This window comes from Methylobacterium sp. Leaf111, from assembly GCF_001423285.1.
Lineage (GTDB): Bacteria > Pseudomonadota > Alphaproteobacteria > Rhizobiales > Beijerinckiaceae > Methylobacterium.
Genome location: NZ_LMNE01000001.1, coordinates 887,765 through 904,454 on the forward strand (window position 1 = coordinate 887,765; position 16,690 = coordinate 904,454).

The 16,690-nt window shown below is 70.5% G+C and carries 21 protein-coding genes; 9 read left to right on the top strand and 12 right to left on the bottom strand.

Translation table 11 applies throughout. The features are described from left to right. Positions 1-2 precede the first annotated feature (2 nt). Positions 3-1,004 carry a Holliday junction branch migration DNA helicase RuvB gene (ruvB, locus tag ASF41_RS03930; protein ID WP_056215338.1) on the bottom strand — a complete coding sequence of 334 codons (1,002 nt, stop codon included), beginning with the start codon at positions 1,002-1,004 and terminating at the stop codon, positions 3-5. Positions 1,005-1,280: 276 nt separating this feature from the next. Here ruvB and ASF41_RS03935 point away from each other — a divergent pair, with 276 nt between their 5' ends. Further along, positions 1,281-1,835: a Uma2 family endonuclease gene (locus ASF41_RS03935; protein ID WP_056491257.1), complete on the top strand. Its 555-nt coding sequence runs from the start codon at positions 1,281-1,283 to the stop codon at positions 1,833-1,835. 40 nt (positions 1,836-1,875) lie between these two features. Here the strand turns inward: ASF41_RS03935 and bfr are convergent, their stop codons facing one another. From bfr to ruvA, 3 genes are all read right to left on the bottom strand, one after another. Then, positions 1,876-2,373, bottom strand: coding sequence for a bacterioferritin (gene bfr / locus ASF41_RS03940; RefSeq protein ID WP_056214475.1), 498 nt, complete (start codon positions 2,371-2,373; stop codon positions 1,876-1,878). Between the two features lie 62 nt (positions 2,374-2,435). Then, the gene (locus tag ASF41_RS03945; protein WP_056214472.1) at positions 2,436-2,705 is read right to left on the bottom strand and encodes a bacterioferritin-associated ferredoxin; all 270 of its coding nucleotides are present in this window, start codon (positions 2,703-2,705) and stop codon (positions 2,436-2,438) included. A 259-nt stretch (positions 2,706-2,964) separates the two neighbouring features. Further along, complete coding sequence (gene ruvA / locus ASF41_RS03950; protein WP_056215331.1) at positions 2,965-3,582, bottom strand: Holliday junction branch migration protein RuvA; 618 nt, start codon at positions 3,580-3,582, stop codon at positions 2,965-2,967. A 160-nt stretch (positions 3,583-3,742) separates the two neighbouring features. Between ruvA and ASF41_RS03955 the strand changes: the two genes are divergently transcribed. Further along, the gene (locus ASF41_RS03955) at positions 3,743-4,426 is read left to right on the top strand and encodes a YceI family protein (RefSeq protein WP_244479539.1); all 684 of its coding nucleotides are present in this window, start codon (positions 3,743-3,745) and stop codon (positions 4,424-4,426) included. Here the strand turns inward: ASF41_RS03955 and ASF41_RS03960 are convergent. Continuing rightward, on the bottom strand, positions 4,410-5,180 hold the full coding sequence (locus ASF41_RS03960; RefSeq protein WP_056352385.1) for a hypothetical protein: 771 nt from the start codon (positions 5,178-5,180) through the stop codon (positions 4,410-4,412). The two genes, ASF41_RS03955 and ASF41_RS03960, sit on opposite strands and share 17 nt — an antisense overlap. Positions 5,181-5,262: 82 nt before the next feature. Continuing rightward, complete coding sequence (gene ruvC, locus ASF41_RS03965; RefSeq protein WP_056214464.1) at positions 5,263-5,829, bottom strand: crossover junction endodeoxyribonuclease RuvC; 567 nt, start codon at positions 5,827-5,829, stop codon at positions 5,263-5,265. 345 nt (positions 5,830-6,174) lie between these two features. On the opposite strand from ruvC, the gene ASF41_RS03970 reads away from it, so the two are divergent. Together ASF41_RS03970 and ASF41_RS03975 are read left to right on the top strand one after the other, a co-directional pair. Continuing rightward, positions 6,175-6,405 carry a hypothetical protein gene (locus ASF41_RS03970; RefSeq protein ID WP_056490975.1) on the top strand — a complete coding sequence of 77 codons (231 nt, stop codon included), beginning with the start codon at positions 6,175-6,177 and terminating at the stop codon, positions 6,403-6,405. Between the two features lie 49 nt (positions 6,406-6,454). Further along, positions 6,455-7,921, top strand: a complete 1,467-nt coding sequence (locus tag ASF41_RS03975; RefSeq protein ID WP_056490978.1) for a methyl-accepting chemotaxis protein — start codon at positions 6,455-6,457, stop codon at positions 7,919-7,921. 14 nt (positions 7,922-7,935) lie between these two features. Here ASF41_RS03975 and ASF41_RS03980 read toward each other — a convergent pair whose 3' ends face one another. Next, on the bottom strand, positions 7,936-8,682 hold the full coding sequence (locus tag ASF41_RS03980; protein WP_056214451.1) for a YebC/PmpR family DNA-binding transcriptional regulator: 747 nt from the start codon (positions 8,680-8,682) through the stop codon (positions 7,936-7,938). 227 nt (positions 8,683-8,909) lie between these two features. On the opposite strand from ASF41_RS03980, the gene ASF41_RS25880 reads away from it, so the two are divergent. Further along, positions 8,910-9,137 (top strand): hypothetical protein, encoded by a 228-nt coding sequence (locus tag ASF41_RS25880; protein ID WP_056214448.1) that lies wholly within the window; start codon positions 8,910-8,912, stop codon positions 9,135-9,137. A gap of 9 nt (positions 9,138-9,146) precedes the next feature. Here the strand turns inward: ASF41_RS25880 and ASF41_RS03990 are convergent, their stop codons facing one another. From ASF41_RS03990 to ASF41_RS04005, 4 genes are read right to left on the bottom strand one after another with little or no spacing between them, the layout of a single operon-like run. Beyond that, positions 9,147-9,899 (bottom strand): HAD-IA family hydrolase, encoded by a 753-nt coding sequence (locus ASF41_RS03990; protein WP_056214443.1) that lies wholly within the window; start codon positions 9,897-9,899, stop codon positions 9,147-9,149. Beyond that, positions 9,893-10,579: a ribulose-phosphate 3-epimerase gene (rpe, locus tag ASF41_RS03995; protein WP_056490981.1), complete on the bottom strand. Its 687-nt coding sequence runs from the start codon at positions 10,577-10,579 to the stop codon at positions 9,893-9,895. Before rpe ends, ASF41_RS03990 begins: the two co-directional genes overlap by 7 nt. Positions 10,580-10,610: 31 nt before the next feature. Next, the gene (locus ASF41_RS04000) at positions 10,611-11,471 is read right to left on the bottom strand and encodes a phosphoribulokinase (RefSeq protein WP_056214436.1); all 861 of its coding nucleotides are present in this window, start codon (positions 11,469-11,471) and stop codon (positions 10,611-10,613) included. Positions 11,472-11,500: 29 nt separating this feature from the next. Continuing rightward, positions 11,501-12,562, bottom strand: a complete 1,062-nt coding sequence (locus ASF41_RS04005) for a class 1 fructose-bisphosphatase (RefSeq protein WP_200927234.1) — start codon at positions 12,560-12,562, stop codon at positions 11,501-11,503. 307 nt (positions 12,563-12,869) lie between these two features. On the opposite strand from ASF41_RS04005, the gene ASF41_RS04010 reads away from it, so the two are divergent. Both ASF41_RS04010 and ASF41_RS04015 read left to right on the top strand, forming a co-directional pair. Beyond that, positions 12,870-13,826 carry a LysR family transcriptional regulator gene (locus ASF41_RS04010; protein ID WP_056214432.1) on the top strand — a complete coding sequence of 319 codons (957 nt, stop codon included), beginning with the start codon at positions 12,870-12,872 and terminating at the stop codon, positions 13,824-13,826. Beyond that, positions 13,823-15,046, top strand: coding sequence for an NAD(P)/FAD-dependent oxidoreductase (locus tag ASF41_RS04015; RefSeq protein WP_056490990.1), 1,224 nt, complete (start codon positions 13,823-13,825; stop codon positions 15,044-15,046). Before ASF41_RS04010 ends, ASF41_RS04015 begins: the two co-directional genes overlap by 4 nt. Here the strand turns inward: ASF41_RS04015 and ASF41_RS04020 are convergent. Further along, entirely contained in the window at positions 15,043-15,381 is a 339-nt protein-coding gene (locus ASF41_RS04020; protein ID WP_056214425.1) for a DNA-binding transcriptional regulator, read from the bottom strand. The genes ASF41_RS04015 and ASF41_RS04020 overlap by 4 nt on opposite strands. A gap of 285 nt (positions 15,382-15,666) precedes the next feature. Between ASF41_RS04020 and ASF41_RS04025 the strand changes: the two genes are divergently transcribed. Both ASF41_RS04025 and ASF41_RS24600 read left to right on the top strand, forming a co-directional pair. Continuing rightward, positions 15,667-16,176, top strand: coding sequence for an META domain-containing protein (locus ASF41_RS04025; RefSeq protein WP_056214419.1), 510 nt, complete (start codon positions 15,667-15,669; stop codon positions 16,174-16,176). A 129-nt stretch (positions 16,177-16,305) separates the two neighbouring features. Continuing rightward, entirely contained in the window at positions 16,306-16,479 is a 174-nt protein-coding gene (locus ASF41_RS24600) for a hypothetical protein (RefSeq protein ID WP_156389704.1), read from the top strand. Positions 16,480-16,690: the final 211 nt, after the last annotated feature.

The following is a 16,690-nucleotide window of genomic DNA, read 5'->3' on the forward strand; positions in this document are numbered from 1 at the left end:
GTTCAGGCGTCCGGGTCGCCGGCGTTGAACAGGCCGAACTGCCCGCTCGGTTCGCGCCGGGGCTCGGGAAAGCCCATGTGGCGGAAGGCGTGGGGCGTGAGCATGCGCCCGCGCGGGGTGCGCTGGACGAACCCCTTCTGGATCAGGAACGGCTCGATGATGTCCTCGATCGCGTCGCGGGGCTCCGACAGCGCGGCCGCGATGGTCTCGATCCCGACCGGCCCGCCGTTGAAGGAGCTCGCGATCATCGTCAGGTACTTGCGGTCCATCACGTCGAGGCCCGCCGGATCGACGTCGAGGAGTTGCAGCGCCCGGTCGGCGATGGCGCGGGTCACCGTGGGCGCATCGGCCACGATGGCGAAGTCGCGCACCCGGCGCAGCAGCCGCCCGGCGATGCGGGGCGTCCCCCGGGCGCGCTTGGCGATCTCGTTGGCGCCCTCCGGCGACATGCCGAGGCCGAGCACCCGGGCGCCCCGGCTGACGATGAGCTCGAGCTCGTCGACGTCGTAGAATTCCAGCCGGATCGGAATGCCGAACCGGTCGCGCAGGGGCGTGGTCAGCAGGCCGGCGCGGGTGGTGGCCCCGACCAGGGTGAACTTGGGCAGCTCGATCTTCACCGAGCGGGCGGCCGGCCCCTCGCCGATGATGAGGTCGAGCTGGTAATCCTCCATCGCCGGATAGAGGATCTCCTCCACCGCCGGATTGAGGCGGTGGATCTCGTCGATGAAGAGCACGTCGCGCTCTTCCAGGTTCGTCAGCTGGGCGGCGAGGTCGCCCGCCTTGGCGATGACCGGGCCGGAGGTGGAGCGGAAGTTCACCCCGAGTTCGCGGGCGACGATCTGCGCCAGCGTCGTCTTGCCGAGTCCGGGCGGCCCGACGAACAGCACGTGGTCCAGGGCCGAACCGGTCTTCTTGGCCGACTCGATGAAGATGCTCATGTTGGCGCGCGCCGCCCGCTGTCCGATGAATTCGGACAGGCTCAAGGGCCGGATCGACTGCTCCAGGTCGTCCTCGCGCCGCTCGGGCGTGAGGAGCGATTCGGGAAGCGGATGGAGGGTCGGCGATTTGGGCGCCGATGCCTTCGAGGTGGGTCTCGCAGGTTTGCTCACACGGATTCTCGGTGGGGGCCGGGGCCAGCGTCCATCATCTGTTCTCCTGGCGGATGTCGCATAACGGCGCCGTTCGCGCTACATTCCCGTCGCGGCGCAGGGTGTGTGGGGCGCTGGTTCGTCGCAGCCGGAGAGCTTCCCGTGGGCGGTGCGTCGCAGGAATTCGAACGGATGGCCCTCGACGACTTCGAGGAGTTGCTGGCCGACAAGCCCCGTAACGAGCGCTGGGAGCTGATCGGGGGACGCGTGGTCCGGATGATGGTCGGCGCGCGCTGGGAGCATGCGCGGATCGTCCAGAACATCGCCCTGGGCCTGGAAGTCGGTTTTCGCGCGAAGGGATCGTCCTGCCAGACCTTCACCGAAACATTCTACATGAAGAGCAAAACCCTGGAGGCCGCGATGCTTCCGGATGTGCTCGTCGTCTGCGGCGACATCGAACCAGGCGCAACGTCTGTTGAGAATCCCACGGTCCTGGTCGAGGTGCTCTCACCTGGGACCGAGGCCCGGGATCGCTTCGAGAAGTGGGCCGTCTATCAGCAGCTCGCCTCACTTCAGCACTATGTGCTGGTGGCGCGGGACCAGCCGCATCTCGAGGTCTTCGACCGCATCGAAGGACGCTGGAGCGGGTATCGGGTGATCGATGGCCTCGATGAGGTCCTCGATCTTTCGACGATCCAGGCGGTGCTGCCCCTGCGCGATATCTACTTTCGGGTCCTATCCGTTTGAGCGCCGGGCCTCGAAGCCCGGCGCCCCATCATTCCTATCTTTATTCGGCTTCGGGAGCGATCGGCTCCAGGCCGCCGATGTGCTTCTGGGCGTAGAGCGGCAGGCCGATCTGGCCGATCAGCTCCAGCTGCGTCTCGAGGAAGTCGATATGGCCCTCCTCGTCCTCGGCCAGATCCTCGAACAGGCGCTTCGACACCCGGTCGTTGATCGAATCACAGTACTTGGCCGCCTCGAGGTACAGCGCGCGCGCCTCGTTCTCAGCGGCGAGATCGCACTCGATGATCTCCTGGACATTCTGACCGATCCGCAGGGGATCGAGTTCCTGCAGGTTCGGGAAGCCGTCGAGGAACAGGATCCGGTCGACGAACCGATCCGCGTGGTTCATCTCCTCGATGGATTCCTTGCGCCAGAACTTGGCGAGCTCGATGTAACCCCAGTCGTTGAGCATGCGGAAATGGAGCCAGTACTGGCTGACCGCCGTGAGCTCGCTGCGCAGTCCCCGATTGAGGTACTCGACGACCTTCGCATCACCCTTCATCCGCCCAATCTCCCTTGAGGCACGTTCAGCCGGAGGGGAGCTTCAGCACCCGGAATGGGCGCTCAGGCGGCGATCCCCTCCTCCGCAGCCTGGACCTTGACCAAACTACAGGAGCTCGCGCAAGTCGCCGTGCACGCATGCGCGGCCTCATCGCGGGCATTTTCGAGGGCGTTCTGCAGGATGCCGCGGATGGTCCGGGCGCAGCGCCCGCATTTCGGGCTGCACCCGAGGCAGGCCTGGACCTGGGCCGGCGTGCGCGGACAATCCGGGCCGCGATGCAGGCAGGCGCGCACCGCGCGATCGGACAGGACGTTGCAGGAACAGACGATCATGCGGGACCGTGACTCGTGCGTGGCTCGCGTGTCGGGTAGAGGCCGCCGGGTGGGGGTTTCACCCGGCCACTTCGTCGAATCTGAGGCGGTGCTGACGCCAGAGCGCAAAAGCTGAGCCCGTGCATCGGATTGGCGCGTAGATTAGAATAATTGAAAACTGCTTTACTTTCAGCAGGTTAGCTGTGTCCTTCCAAACTGGCAACGGGAATGGCGAGCGTCAAGGGCACAATTCCGTCGCGCCCCAACGATCGACGGGCCGTCACCGGGCGAGTTCGCGCAATCCCAGCCGGATGAGGGTCTTCGCCTCGGCGCCCTCGCCCGCGTTCTTGAGGGCCTCGGCGATCGCTGCGGAGGCCTGGACCGGGGCGTAGCCGAGATTGACCAGGGCCGAGATGGCGTCGGCGACGGGCTGCGGCGCCGTGCGGGCCTCGACCGCGCCGGACAGCGCGATCACCGCGGGATCGATGGGCGCGAAGGCCGGGGCCTTGTCCTTGAGTTCCGCCACGAGGCGGGCGGCGAGGCGCGGGCCGACGCCAGGGGCCCGCGCCACCGCGCCCTTGTCGCCCATGGCGATGGCCGAGGCGAGGGCCCCGGGCTCGAGCACCGAGAGCAGGCCGAGGGCGACCTTGCTGCCCACGCCCTGCACGGTCTGGAGCAGGCGGAACCACTCGCGCTCGGCATCCGAGCGGAAGCCGTAGAGCCGGATCATGTCCTCCCGGACATGGGTCTCGATGGCGAGGTCCGCCGCCTCGCCGATGCCGGGCAGGCGCTGGAGCGTCCGGGCGGAGCAGTGGACCACGTAGCCGACGCCCTGCACGTCGAGGATCACGAAATCCTCGCCATAGGAATCCACCACGCCCTTCAGCTTGCCGATCATCGCCTCGCCCATCCCTCGTGCCGCCGGATGCCCATCCGTCGGCGGATTGCCTACAGGCCGGCGCGCCTGAGCGCCATGTGCTCCGTCGCGACGGCGGCCGGCCTGCCTTGAGGCCGCGCGGCGTTCGTGAAATCAAAGGCGCCCTGCCCGACACACACGGATGACCGTCTCGATGCGCCAGACCGCGCTGCTCCTCGCCTCCGGGCTCCTGTTCACCGCCGGCGCGGCCCGGACGGCCGAGACGCCGGCACCGGCACCGACCCCGCCGGCACCGACCACGCCGGCACCGGTCATGCCGGCCGCGCCCTCCAGCGATCCGACCCAGGTGCGTCCGGGCGCCTACGTGCTCGATTCCGCCCACGGCAAGATCACCTGGTCGGTGAGCCACCTCGGCTTCTCGACCTATTACGGCCAGATCACCGACGTGACCGCGCAGGCGGTGCTCGATCCGAAGGAGCCGGCCAAATCCACCCTCACGGTCACCATCGGCACCGACAGCGTCAACGGCCTCAACGACCGGCTCAACCAGCACCTCAAGGCGCCGGACTTCTTCGACACCGCAAAGTTCCCCAAGGCCACGTTCACCGCGACCAGCATCGAGCCGACGAGCCCCGCCACCGCGCGGGTCAACGGCGACCTGACGCTCAAGGGGGTGACGCGGCCGGTGGCCTTCGACGCCACCTTCAACCAGGCCGGGACCAACCCGGTGAACCAGGCCTACACGGTCGGCTTCGACGGACGGGCGGTGATCAAGCGCTCGGATTTCGGCATCAACGCCTTCCTGCCGCTCCTCGGCGACGAGGTGTCCCTGCGGCTCGAGGGCGAGTTCAAGGCCGTGGAGTGAGGCCGCGCCCCGACGGCCCCAGGCGCCGGTAGATCGCGGCGAGGAGGGCCGTCACCAGGACGAGCAGCGCCATGTCGATCAGGCTGGAGGCGAGGATCCGGACGGCCAGGACGACGGGGGGCAGGTCGGCCCCGGAGCGCTCGGGCGCGTGCAGCATCCGGTCCACGAGGCCGAGCGGCAGGATCGTGGCCACGAGGATCACGCCGATCCGGGCGGCCGATCCGCGGGTCATCGCGAGCACGCCGCGCAGGGTCGCCTCGGGGGCGCCGACCGCCAGGGCCGGCGCGAGCAGGCTGGTCCAGATCTGCAGGAGCAGGAGGGCGATCCAGGCGAGCAGGCCGACGATCAGCGGACCCGGACCGAGCCGCTCCGGCGAGAGGCCCCGGTCCAGCACCCCGCTGACCAGGAGCCAGAACAGCTCGAGGGCGAGGAAGTCCTGGAACGGCCCCGCCCGGCCCGCCACGACCGCCCGCACGGAGCCGTCGGCCCCGAGGAGGAGCCGGAACATCGCCATCCAGTAGGGGGCGAGGAGGATCGTGCAGAGGCCGTCGACCAGGAAGAGGTCGTCCTGGAAGCGCGCGGGCCGCGTCGGGTCGCCCATCAGCGTGTGGGCCGCCTCCTTGGCCAGGACGACGAGGAACGCCGCGGTGGTCGCCGAGCCGAGGGCGCGGATCGCCGGAAGCGCGGACCGCACGCCCTCCCGCAGCGTCTCGCCGACCGGCAGCGCCGGCCGCGTCGTTCCCTGGTGGGCCATTCCGTTCGATCTCCGCCCCGCGCGCGCGTCGCGCACAGAGGCACTGCACAAGCGCCCGGGCGGAGTCCAGGGCGCGGCGCGGTCAGGTGCGCGCCAGGGCCGCCGCGATGCGGGCCGCCGCCAGGCTGCTCGTCCCGGCCACGGGGGCGTGCTGGCGCTTGAGGGCATGGGCGCCCCGGTGGCTGTTGTGGGTGATGGCGATGGCGAGCGCATCCGCCGCGTCGGCCACCTTGAACTCGGCCTTCGGCAGCAGGAACTTCACCATGGCCTGGATCTGGACCTTGTCGGCATGTCCCGAGCCCGCGACCGTCTTCTTGATCAGGTTGGCGGAATACTCGAACACCGGCATGCCGGCGAGCGCCGGGACCAGCAGCGCCACCGCGCGGGCATGGCCGAGCTTCAGCGTCGCCTGCGCGTCCTTGTTGACGAAGGTCTCCTCGACCGAGACCTCGTCCGGCTGGAAGGCCCCGACGATGCGGGTGATGCCCTCGTAGAGCTCGCGCAGGCGCAGGGCGAGCGGCAGGTCCCCGTCCGAGGTGACGACGCCGCAATCCACGTAGGCGAGCTTGGTCCCCGTGGCCGTGACGACGCCCCAGCCGGTGCGCCGCAGGCCCGGATCGATGCCGAGGATGCGAACGGGAACGGTCATGCGGACTGGGTCATGGCTGGCGCGGCTCCGGGCGCGAAGATCGCGCCGTCCGAGCGTTAGGGACATACCGTGAACGGAGCGTTATGCCAATCCGCGCCGCGGCGATGGCGGCCGCGGTGGCGCGACGGACCGAACAAACCCGTCGCAAGGAAATCCGGACCTCGCGTCGGACCAAACGGACGCGATGCGTCCGCGCGGGGCGGTCGTTACGAAGGACGCGGATCGATCGGACGAGACAGGCAGACCGGCGCGGGGACCTCCCCGATCCCAGACGGCCCTGTAACCGCTCCTTAGACTGTTCGCCCCTATTCTCACAGGACACCATTCAGGCGGACGGGTTTCCTCGTGATCGACGCCCAGGCCCATCGCCCGAACCGGCTCCGCGGACCCGTGGCGATCCTCGCGACCCCGATCCTGCCGGCCGGTCTGGCGGCGCGCGCCGGATCCTCCGACCGCGTCTCCCGGCTCGACGCGTCCGGAGCCCGGCTCGTCCCCGACGCCCGGCTCGTCCCCGACGCCCGGCTCGTCCCCGACGCCCGGTTCGCGACGGGCTGCACGCCCGCCTCGCGAACCTGATCGCTCCGACCCGAAGACCCCGACGCTCCCCTCTGGATCCGACCCGGCGATGACGACCCTCGACACCCTTCGGCAGCGTTTCGGCCGCTTCCTCATCGGCCTCCTCTGGCTGCACCTGCCGATCGTCGTGCTCGCGGCCTGGATCGCCGACAATCCGATGCTGGTGCCGGTGTCGGTCGCCGGCGCCCTCGCCGGCCTCAGCACGCTGATGTGGCGGCGCTCCGCCATCGGCCCGGCGACCCGGCTGGTGAGCAGCCTGTCCCTGATCGGCATGGCCGCGATCCTGCTCTCGGCCTTCGCCGGGCATCCGTGGCAGGTCGACCTGCACATGTATTTCTTCGCCGGCCTGGCGGTGAGCGTCGCCTGGTGCGACTGGACCATCCTGGTGGCCTGCGCCGCCGCTGTCGCCGGGCACCACCTCACCCTGAACCTTGCGATGCCGGCCCTGATCTTCTCCGGCGCCGCCCAGCGCTCGGACCTCGCCCGCGTGATGCTGCACGCGGTCATCCTGATCCTCGAAACGGGCGTGCTGGCCTGGGTCGCCCGCACCCTCGCGACGGCCTTCGCGGCGCAGGCGGCCTCCGAGGGCGCCATCCGCGCCCAGATGGAGCGCATGCAGGCTCTGGAATCGGAGACCGCGCTGGCGCGGGCGGGCGCCGATGCGCAGCGCAGGGCCGCCCTGCGGCAGACCGCCCGGTCCTTCGAGTCGACGGTGAGCGGCATCCTGAGCCGGGTCACGCAGGCGGCGGGGGCGCTGCAGGGCAGCGCGCAGACCATGACGGGAACGGCAGAGGGCACGGCGGGGCGCGCCGGGTCCGTGGTCGGCGCCGCCGAGATGGCCGCGCAGAATGTCGGTCGGGTGGCCGGTGCGGCCGAGGAACTCGGCGCCACCGTCGCGGAGATCGGCCGGCAGGTCGCGGATTCGGCCCGGATGGCCCAGGGGGCGGTGGGGCAGGCCGATGCCACCGGCCGCCTGGTTCACGCCCTGAGCACGGGCGCGGCCCGGATCGGGGACGTCGTCGGCCTGATCTCGGGCATCGCCGGCCAGACCAACCTGCTCGCCCTCAACGCGACGATCGAGGCGGCACGGGCCGGCGAGGCCGGTCGCGGCTTCGCCGTTGTGGCCGCCGAGGTCAAGGAACTCGCCAGCCAGACCGCCCGGGCGACGGAGGAGATCACGCAGCAGATCCACGCGATCCAGGGGACGACCGGCGAGGCGGTGACGGCCATCGAGGCCATCGCCGCGCAGATCCGCACCATGAGCCGGACCGCGGACGCCATCGCGGCGGCGGTGGACCAGCAGGGCTCCGCGACCCGGGAGATCATCCGCAACGTGGGCGCGGCGGCGACCGGCACGGGGGCGATCACCGACACCATCGGGGGCGTCGCCCAGTCGGCCGAAGCGACGGGTGCCGCGGCCGCCTCGGTTCTCGTCTCGGCCTCCGCGCTGGCGCAGGAGGCCGATCAGCTCGGCACCGAGGTGAACCGCGTCCTCGAAACCCTGAAGGCCGCCTGACGGGCCGGCTTCGATCAGCCCTGGAGCTTCTCCATCAGGGCGTCCGAGAGCGCGAAGTTCACGAAGACGTTCTGGACGTCGTCCTGGTCCTCGATCACCTCGACGAGGCGGATCAGCTTCTCGCCGGTCTCGTCGTCGACCTCGATGGTGTTCTGCGCCTTCCACACGAGGGCCGTGCGGCGCGGCTCGCCGAAGCGGGCCTCCAGGGCCTTCGAGACCTCGCCGTAGGCCTCCTGCGCGCAGGTGATCTCGTGGCCGGATTCGTCCGAGCGCACGTCGTCGGCGCCGGCCTCGATGGCGGCCTCCAGCATGGTGTCGGCATCCGCCACCTTGGCGTCGAACTCCACCACGCCGACATGGTCGAACATGAAGGAGACGGCGCCCGTCTCCGCCAGGCTGCCGCCCGACTTCGTGAAGGCCGAGCGCACGTCGCTGGCCGTGCGGTTGCGGTTGTCGGTCTGCGCCTCGACGATCAGGGCGGCGCCGCCGGGGCCGTAGCCCTCGTAGCGGATCTCGTCGTAGCTCTCCGCATCGGCCCCCTGCGCCTTCTTGATCGCGCGCTCGATGTTGTCCTTGGGCACGTTCTCGGCGCGGGCCGCGATGATGGCGGCGCGCAGACGCGCATTCATCGCCGGGTCCGGCAGCCCGAGCTTGGCCGCGACGGTGATCTCGCGGGCGAGCTTGCCGAACAGCTTCGAGCGGACCGCGTCGACGCGGCCCTTCCGGTGCATGATGTTCTTGAACTGGGAATGGCCGGCCATGACGTGACCCTAGACTGGTAGGAACGAGACCGGATCGCGGGGGCCAGGTGCCGGGGCCATGTGCAGGGGCCATGTGCCGGGGCGGCGGGTCCGCGATGCCGGACGGAAACGGGGTTGGCCGGCTTATAGGCCGCGGGCCGCACCCCTGACAACGCTGCGCCGCAGCGTGCGCGGCCGCGGGCGGTATCCCCCATGGCTATCCGGCGGACAGGGACTATCCTGGGGCGATGACACAGCAGGCCATCGATCGGGCACGGCCCGAAAGCTCCGGCAGGGATTTCCGCGCCCGGCCCGGGCCGGACGCGCAGACCCATCGGGACGCGCCGACGACACCGCGCTGGCTCAAGCTCGGCCTGGCGGGCGCGCTCGGGATCGTCGCCGGCGCGATGCTGTTTCCGACCCGCGCCGAGGGCGCGCCGCCCGGACGCGGCGGGACGCGGCGCCCCGGGCCCTGACGTCCGCTGTCAGCCGGTGACCCGCGCGTGCCAGTCGCGCAGGGCGGCCACGGTCACGACGCCGTCCGGCCAGGCGTATCCGGACAGGTGCCGGTGGGGGGCACCGGGCTCGCCGAGATCGGAGACCGCCGAGAACGCCCCGTCGAGGCGGTGGCTCTCGGTGTAGCGGCTGCGCGTGGCGATCACCGGCAATCCGGCATCGAGGGCCGAGCGGATGCCGGCGGCGGAATCCTCGAAGGCGATCGCCTCCGAGGCCGAGACCTCGAGGCGCGCGAGCGCGAGATCGAAGACGTCGGGGGCCGGCTTCTTGCGCGGCGCCTCGTCGCCGCAGGCGATGACGTCGAAGGGGACGTCGCCCGCGGGAAAGTTGATCCGCAGCAGGGTGTCGACGTTGGGTCGACTCGTCGTGCTGGCCACCGCGAGCTTGAGCCCGGCCGCCCGCGCCTCCGCGATCAGGCGGCCCACCCCGGGGCGCAGGGCGAGGCTGCCGCCCTCCACGAGGTCGCCATAGCGCCGGGTCTTGCGGTCGTGGATGTCGCCCAGGCGCGGGCGCAGGGTCTCGACCGCGTCGGCGTGCTCGGTCTCGACGTAGTGGCGCAGGCGTTCCTTGCCGCCCATCACCGTCAGGAGATCGGCGTAGCGGGCCGGGGACCAGGACCAGGGCAGGCCGAGATCCGCGAAGGCGCCGTTGAAGGCCTGCCGGTGGAGGTCCTCCGTCTCGGCGAGCGTCCCGTCGACGTCGAAGATCAGCGCCCTCAGCATGAGAGGGGACCGCCCCCGACCGCCGCAGCGCCCGCGCGGATCGCCGCGATCCGGTCCGCGTAGCCGGCCGGCCCGCCCTTGAACACGGCATTGCCGGCCACGAAGGCGTTGGCGCCCGCGCGGGCGGCCAGGGCCACGGTCTCGGGGCCGATGCCGCCATCGACCTCGATGTCGATCGCGCGGCCGGCGCTCATCGCCCGGATCCGCCGGATGGTCTCCAGGGTCGAGGGAATGAAGCTCTGGCCGCCGAAGCCCGGATTGACCGTCATCACCAGGACGAGGTCGACGAGGTCGAGGAGCGGCTCGATCGCCGAGGCCGGCGTCCCCGGATTGAGGGCGATGCCGGCGCGCTTGCCCAGATCCCGGATCGCCTGGAGCGAGCGGTGGATGTGCGGGCCGGCCTCCACATGCACCGAGATCGCATCGGCGCCGGCCTCCGCGAAGGCCGCGAGGTAGGGATCGGCCGGGGCGATCATCAGGTGCACGTCGAAGGGCTTGGTCGAGTGCGGCCGCAGGGCCTTGATCACCGCCGGGCCGAAGGTGAGGTTGGGCACGAAGTGTCCGTCCATCACGTCGAGGTGGATCCAGTCGGCCCCGGCCTCGGACACCGCGCGCACCTCCTCGCCGAGCGCGGCGAAATCCGCCGAGAGGATCGAGGGCGAGATGATCGGGCCGTTCATGGTGGGTTCCTCCGGAGCCTCGTGACCGCGCTCAGGCCATGCGGCGCTTGCGCTCGACGAGCTGCATGATGATCGGGGTCAGGATGAGCTGCATGGCAAGGTCGAGCTTGCCGCCCGGGATGACGATCGAATTGGCGCGGCTCATGAAGGAGCCCTGGATCATCGAGATCAGGTAGGAGAAGTCGATGCCCTTGGGGTCCTTGAAGCGGATCACCACCAGCGATTCGTCGGCCGTCGGGATCCAGCGGGCGATGAAGGGGTTCGAGGTGTCCACCGTCGGCACCCGCTGGAAGTTGATGTCGGTCCAGGTGAATTGCGGGCAGATGGTCTGCACGTAGTCGGGCATCCGCCGCAGGATCACGTCGGTGACGGCCTCGGTGGAATAGCCCCGGAACGAGCGGTCCCGGTGCAGCTTCTGGATCCACTCGAGGTTGATCACCGGCACCACGCCGATCTTCAGGTCGGCGTAGCGGGCCATGTCGACGTTGTCGTCGACGACGCAGCCGTGCAGGCCCTCGTAGAACAGCAGGTCGGATCCCGGCGCGAACGCCTCCCAGTCCGTGAAGGTGCCGGGCTCGGTGCCGTAGAGCGCCGCGTCCGCCGCATCGTGGGCGTAGTGCCGGGTGCGGCCGCCCCCGGATTCGCCGTAGGTGCGGAAGACCTCCTCCAGCTCCGGCAGGAGATTGGCGCGCGGCGCGAAGTGGCTGAGGTTCGGCTCCGCGACCATCATGCGGCGCATGGTGTCGCGATCGTAGGCGTGAAACGCATCGCCCTCGATGTAGACCGCGCTCACGTCCTCGCGGCGGAAGATCTGCTCGAAGGTGTTGCGGACCGAGGTGGTCCCGGCCCCCGAGGAGCCGGTGACCGAGATGATGGGGTGACGCGCCGACATCTGTGTGCGTGCTGTCCCGTGCGGGCGCGCTAGCTGCGCATCAGGCCGCGCTGCCCGAACAGGGGCGAGCGACCGGCGGCGGCGTTGCGGCCATCGTAGTACTTGGCCACGCAGGCGACCTCGTCGAGGGAGCCGAAGATCAGCGGCACGCGCTCGTGGATGCCGGCGGCGCGGATGTCGAGGATCCGACGCTCGCCGTCGATGGCCCCGGCCCCCGCCTGCTCCATCAGCATGGCGATCGGGGCGGCCTCGTAGAGGAGGCGCAGGCGGCCCTGCGCGTAGCCCTTCCGGTTGTCGCCCGGATAGAGGAACACGCCGCCGCGCAGGAGCACGCGCTGGGCGTCCGCCACCAGCGAGCCGAGCCAGCGCATGTTGAAGTCCTTGTCCAGCGGGCCTTCGGAGCCGCGCAGGCAATCCTCGATATAGGCCTTCACCGGGCCGTCCCAGTTCCGGGCGTTCGAGGCGTTGATCGCGTATTCCTTGGCCGCGGCCACCACCTCGATGCGCGGATGCGTGAGGCGGAAGGTCCGCGTCGCCCGGTCCAGGGTGTAGATCTGGGTGCCATGGCCGAGGGTGATCACCAGGGAGGTGGCGGGCCCGTAGGTGACGAAGCCGGCGGCGATCTGCTCGGAGCCCGGGGTGGTGAAGGCGGCGATCGAGTCCGCGGCACCGGCCACGACCGGGCGGATGCCGAAGATCGAGCCCACCGCCATGTTCACGCCGATGTTCGACGAGCCGTCGAGGGGATCGATCGCCACCGCGAGGGGGGCGCCGGGATTGAGCGGCATCATGCCCTCGGCCTCCTCCGAGGCCACCACCGCCACGGGGGCGCCGCGCAGGGCTTCCGTGAAGCGCTCGTGCGCGAGGACGTCGAGGGCCTTCTGGACGTCGCCGTCGCTGTTGTGGTCGCCGGTGGCGGCGAGGTCGGCACCGCCGAGCATGCCCCGGCCGATCACCTCGCTAACATCGACCGCCGCTTCGGCGCAGGCCGCGATCACGGCCGCCGCGTCGGCGAGCCGCCCATCGGCCGCCACGGTCTTCGCGAGGCAGTCCGCCAGGGTGGACCCGAACTCCAGAGACACCGTCGACATGAATGTCCGTCCTTCTTCCATTCCTGGCCGGGGGTCCGGCCGACTTGACTGCCCGGGTCGACTTGATTGCCCGAGCCGTCTCGGCTGCCGGCCGCCTTGCCGTCCCGGAGGTTCGGCCTGCCCGACCGTGACGTCTCAGGTCGGAGCGCCGCCCGGGACCGACCCGCCCTCGCATCCTGCCCTTGGCACGAGTGCCCCCGCGGGCACCAGTGCCCGCGGCGCATCCATGCCGCGCAGGCCCCTATGGTATCACCGAAAGAATTCTGAAAAAACTTGCGAGCGATTCCAAAAAAACTAGAAAAGCCTGATGCGCAACCTCTCTCTCAAACAGCTCCAGGCGGTCGCCGCCGTCGCCCGCCTCGGCACCATGACGCGCGCTGCCCAGGAGCTCAACGTCACTTCGGCCGCGCTCTACGCCCGCATCCGCCAATTGGAGGAGGAGGCGGGCCTCATGCTGTTCGACCGGACGCCCACCGGGCTGAAACCCACGGATGCGGGCCGCGAAATGCTCTGGGCGATCAACAGCATCAACACGGTGCTGGAGACCTGTGCCGACCGCCTGGAAACCCTGAAGGGCGGCAGCAGCGGTCGCGTGGCGATGGGCGTGGTCTCCACGGCCAAGTACTTCGCCCCGGGCGTGATCGCGGGCTTCATCGGGCTGCACCCGGCGGTGGAGATTAACCTCACGGTGGGAAACCGCGGCAACATGGTCGAGGCGCTGCGCAACTACGAGATCGATTTCGCCATCATGGGGCGTCCGCCCCGGGATTTCGCCATCGAGGCCGAGATCTTCGGCCCGCACCCCATCGTGATCATCGCCGGTCCGCATCACCCCCTCGTGGGCCGAACCGGGCTGACCCGGGCCGAACTCGCCCAGGAATCGTTCCTGGTCCGCGAGGAGGGCTCGGGCACGCGCACGGTGTTCGAGGAGTTCATGGCCGGGGTCATGATCAAGCGGGCGCGGCTCGGCATCGATTCCGGCTCGAACGAGACCATCAAGCAGGCGGTGATGGCGGGGCTCGGCATCGCCCTCATCTCCGCCCACACGGTGGCGGCCGAGCTCGAGAGCGGGCGCCTCGCGGTCCTCGACGTCCAGGGCCTTCCGATCCGGCGCGACTGGTACGCGGTGCGCCGGGCCGACAAGGTGCTCGGGCCGGCGGCGGCGGCCTTCTGGGACTACATCGCCCAGGATGGCGGGCGCTGGCTGCCCCAGCTCCGGCTGTCGCCGAACCCCTCCCCCGTCACCGCGGAGTTCGAGGCATGAGCGCGGCCGGTGTCGTCATCGTCGGCGCCGGCCAGGCCGGCTTCCAGGTCGCGGCCTCCCTGCGCGAGGCGGGCTTCACCGATCCCGTCACGCTCCTGGGCGACGAGGGCCTGCCCTATCAGCGGCCGCCCCTGTCGAAGGCCTACCTCGCCGGCAAGACCGATGCGGTCGGCCTGTGCCTGCGACCCGCCGCCTACTTCGACGAGCACCGCATCGCGCGGCGATCCGGCGTGTCCGCCACGGCGATCGACCGGGCGGCCCGGCAGGTGCGCCTCAGCGACGGCGCCACCCTGGCCTACGATCACCTCGTCCTGGCCACCGGCGCGCGCAACCGGAGGCTGCCGGTGCCGGGCGCCGACCTGCCGGGGGTGCACCAGTTGCGCTCCCTGGCCGACGCCGATGCGCTGAAGGCCGCCCGCGGGGCCGCGCGCGCCATCGCCATCGTGGGCGCCGGTTTCATCGGGCTGGAATTCGCCGGCCTCTGCGCCGGATCCGGCCGCCCCGTGACGGTGATCGAGGCCGCGGACCGGCCCATGGCGCGGGCGGTCTCGGCCGAGACCGCCGGGTTCTTCACGCAGGCGCACACCGCTGCCGGCGTCACCTTCGCGTTCGGGGCCGGGGTCCAGGCGCTGGAGGCCGAGGCGGGCCGCGTGGCCCGGGTCCGGCTCGCCGACGGATCGGCGATCGATGCCGATCTCGTCCTCGTCGGCATCGGCGTCGTCCCGAACCAGGACCTCGCCGGAGCGGCGGGCCTCGCCGTCGGCGACGGGATCCACGCCGACCCCTTCCTGGCGACCTCCGATCCGGCGATCTCGGCCCTGGGCGACTGCGCCCGCGTGCCGAGCCGCTTCGCGGACGGGCAGCCCGTGCGCATCGAATCGGTGCAGAACGCCGTGGATCAGGGCCGGTGCCTCGCCGCCCGGCTCACCGGACGCCCGGTCGCCTACGCGGCCGTGCCCTGGTTCTGGAGCGACCAGGGCCCGCACAAGCTGCAGATCGCCGGCCTGACCCGGCCCGACGATGCCAGCGTCGTCCGCCCCACCGAGGGCGGCCTGTCGGTGTTCCGCTTCCGCGACGGGCACTTGAGCGGCGTCGAGACCGTGGACCGGCCCGCCGACCACATGGCGGCCCGGCGCATCCTGGGCCTCGGCCTTCCGCTGACGCCGGAGGCGGCCGCCGATCCGGCCCGGGACCTCAAGGCGCTCGTCAAGGGCGCCTAACGGTCGTTCTCGGTGTTGAGGGCGTCCAGCCGCGTACCCTCGCCGCGTCCCTGCCCGCTGAGGCGGACCCCGTCCGACCCACCCTCCTGGCTGAACACCACGCCATGGGTCATGAACGTGCTGCGCAGGGCCTCGATCTGGCCGGAGGGCTGCTCCCGGCCGCCCGATTCGAAGTCGCGCACGAAATCCGCTCCGAGCCCGAGCCGGCCCGCGAGATCGGCCTCCGACCAGTTCAGAAGGGCGCGGGCCGCCCGCGACTGCGCCGGGGTGATGGTGTTCGGACCCGCGGCCTCGGGCTGCAATCCGCTTGGGGTTCCCTCGTCCGATCCCGTCACCGCATCAACTCCCTGCTCTATGCTCTGCCGGTCAACGGAAACCCGGCCGGTTCGTTCAACGCAAACCGGTCCGCCGGCCGGTTAACGGGGGATCGCGGCGGCGTCCCGTCGAATCCCGGGCCCGCGGCCTTGACCATATTTGTGCTGGAATCTTATCCGATTGGCCGCAGGGCCCGTCCTGTTCCGAGCGGTTCCGTGCGCACCAGCCGCGCCGAGCGCCGAGACAGGCCGGCAGGGTTGCAACGTTCGACGCGACGCGAAGCGCGCTTGTGAGGGGGCCAGACGATGAGAGCGATCCGAATCGCCATGGTGGCCGGCGCCATCGCGGCCGGGGCCATGACGGGAGCCATGACCACGGCGGCGACCGCCCAGATGGGGAACAACGTCACGGGCTTCGGCCGCGAGGGCCGCGAGAAGCCCGAGAAGAAGCAGTACGTTCCGGCGGCCAAGCCCCAGGAAAAGATCTTCCCCCTCGATGCCACCTGGACGGCGGTGAGCCTGAACGGCAAGCCCTTCGGCGGCAACGACCGCCCGAGCTTCACCATCGACAAGCAGTACCGGGCCCGCGGCTACGGCGGCTGCAACACCTTCGCGGCCACCGCCTTCCCGCTCAAGGAGCAGCACCTCGCGGTCGGCCCGCTCGCCCTGACCAAGAAGCCCTGCGACAAGGGCCTCGGCGCCAGCGAGCAGGACTTCTTCATCGCCCTGCGCACCGCCGGGCAGTGGGACCTGGTCGGATCTCAGCTGGTTATCAAGAGCCAGAAGGGCGAGCTGCGCTTCGACCGCGCCCTCTGAGCCGTCCGACGGTTTTAAGCTTCCATTGACGACGATCCGCGGTCGCGGCCGCGGATTTACCCGCCCTTCAAGCCCCACCGTGCCTCCTGAGCCCGGCCGCCGAGCGTTTCGGCGGATGGGGAGAACGCGATGGGCACCAGGGTGGAATGGACCACCGGCAGCAACGGCCTCCGGCCCGGGCTGCGCGAGGAGACCCGCTACACCTGGCCCCAGGGGCTTCATGCGGGCGCCGCGATGATCGTCACCGCCAGCCCGGTCGTCGCCACGATGGTGATGCTCTGCGCCGCCCTGTTGACGCACTGATCCCGGCCGCGCGCCCGGCAGATCGCCGGACGAAGAAATAACTTCTCCATTTCTCGACCACCGCAGGTGAAGACTACTCCAAGTCGGCAGCTTCGTTGCCGACGGAGAAGGATTGTCTTTGATCTCGGGTCTTTGTCGATTGCCTCGACAGAAACGACACGATATCTCCCGGCCCTGAGTTCGTTCCAGGCGGGATCCGGCACGCCCTTGC

Bases quoted from the DNA above. Each gene is read 5' to 3' on its own strand.
- ASF41_RS03935 (WP_056491257.1), top strand. From the start codon at position 1,281: ATGGCCCTCGACGACTTCGAGGAGTTGCTGGCCGACAAGCCCCGTAAC.
- bfr (WP_056214475.1), bottom strand. From the start codon at position 2,373: ATGAAGGGTGATGCGAAGGTCGTCGAGTACCTCAATCGGGGACTGCGC.
- ASF41_RS03945 (WP_056214472.1), bottom strand. From the start codon at position 2,705: ATGATCGTCTGTTCCTGCAACGTCCTGTCCGATCGCGCGGTGCGCGCC.
- ruvA (WP_056215331.1), bottom strand. From the start codon at position 3,582: ATGATCGGCAAGCTGAAGGGCGTGGTGGATTCCTATGGCGAGGATTTC.
- ASF41_RS03955 (WP_244479539.1), top strand. From the start codon at position 3,743: ATGACCGTCTCGATGCGCCAGACCGCGCTGCTCCTCGCCTCCGGGCTC.
- ASF41_RS03960 (WP_056352385.1), bottom strand. From the start codon at position 5,180: ATGGCCCACCAGGGAACGACGCGGCCGGCGCTGCCGGTCGGCGAGACG.
- ruvC (WP_056214464.1), bottom strand. From the start codon at position 5,829: ATGACCGTTCCCGTTCGCATCCTCGGCATCGATCCGGGCCTGCGGCGC.
- ASF41_RS03975 (WP_056490978.1), top strand. From the start codon at position 6,455: ATGACGACCCTCGACACCCTTCGGCAGCGTTTCGGCCGCTTCCTCATC.
- ASF41_RS03980 (WP_056214451.1), bottom strand. From the start codon at position 8,682: ATGGCCGGCCATTCCCAGTTCAAGAACATCATGCACCGGAAGGGCCGC.
- ASF41_RS25880 (WP_056214448.1), top strand. From the start codon at position 8,910: ATGACACAGCAGGCCATCGATCGGGCACGGCCCGAAAGCTCCGGCAGG.
- ASF41_RS03990 (WP_056214443.1), bottom strand. From the start codon at position 9,899: ATGCTGAGGGCGCTGATCTTCGACGTCGACGGGACGCTCGCCGAGACG.
- rpe (WP_056490981.1), bottom strand. From the start codon at position 10,579: ATGAACGGCCCGATCATCTCGCCCTCGATCCTCTCGGCGGATTTCGCC.
- ASF41_RS04000 (WP_056214436.1), bottom strand. From the start codon at position 11,471: ATGTCGGCGCGTCACCCCATCATCTCGGTCACCGGCTCCTCGGGGGCC.
- ASF41_RS04005 (WP_200927234.1), bottom strand. From the start codon at position 12,562: ATGTCGACGGTGTCTCTGGAGTTCGGGTCCACCCTGGCGGACTGCCTC.
- ASF41_RS04010 (WP_056214432.1), top strand. From the start codon at position 12,870: ATGCGCAACCTCTCTCTCAAACAGCTCCAGGCGGTCGCCGCCGTCGCC.
- ASF41_RS04015 (WP_056490990.1), top strand. From the start codon at position 13,823: ATGAGCGCGGCCGGTGTCGTCATCGTCGGCGCCGGCCAGGCCGGCTTC.
- ASF41_RS04025 (WP_056214419.1), top strand. From the start codon at position 15,667: ATGAGAGCGATCCGAATCGCCATGGTGGCCGGCGCCATCGCGGCCGGG.
- ASF41_RS24600 (WP_156389704.1), top strand. From the start codon at position 16,306: ATGGGCACCAGGGTGGAATGGACCACCGGCAGCAACGGCCTCCGGCCC.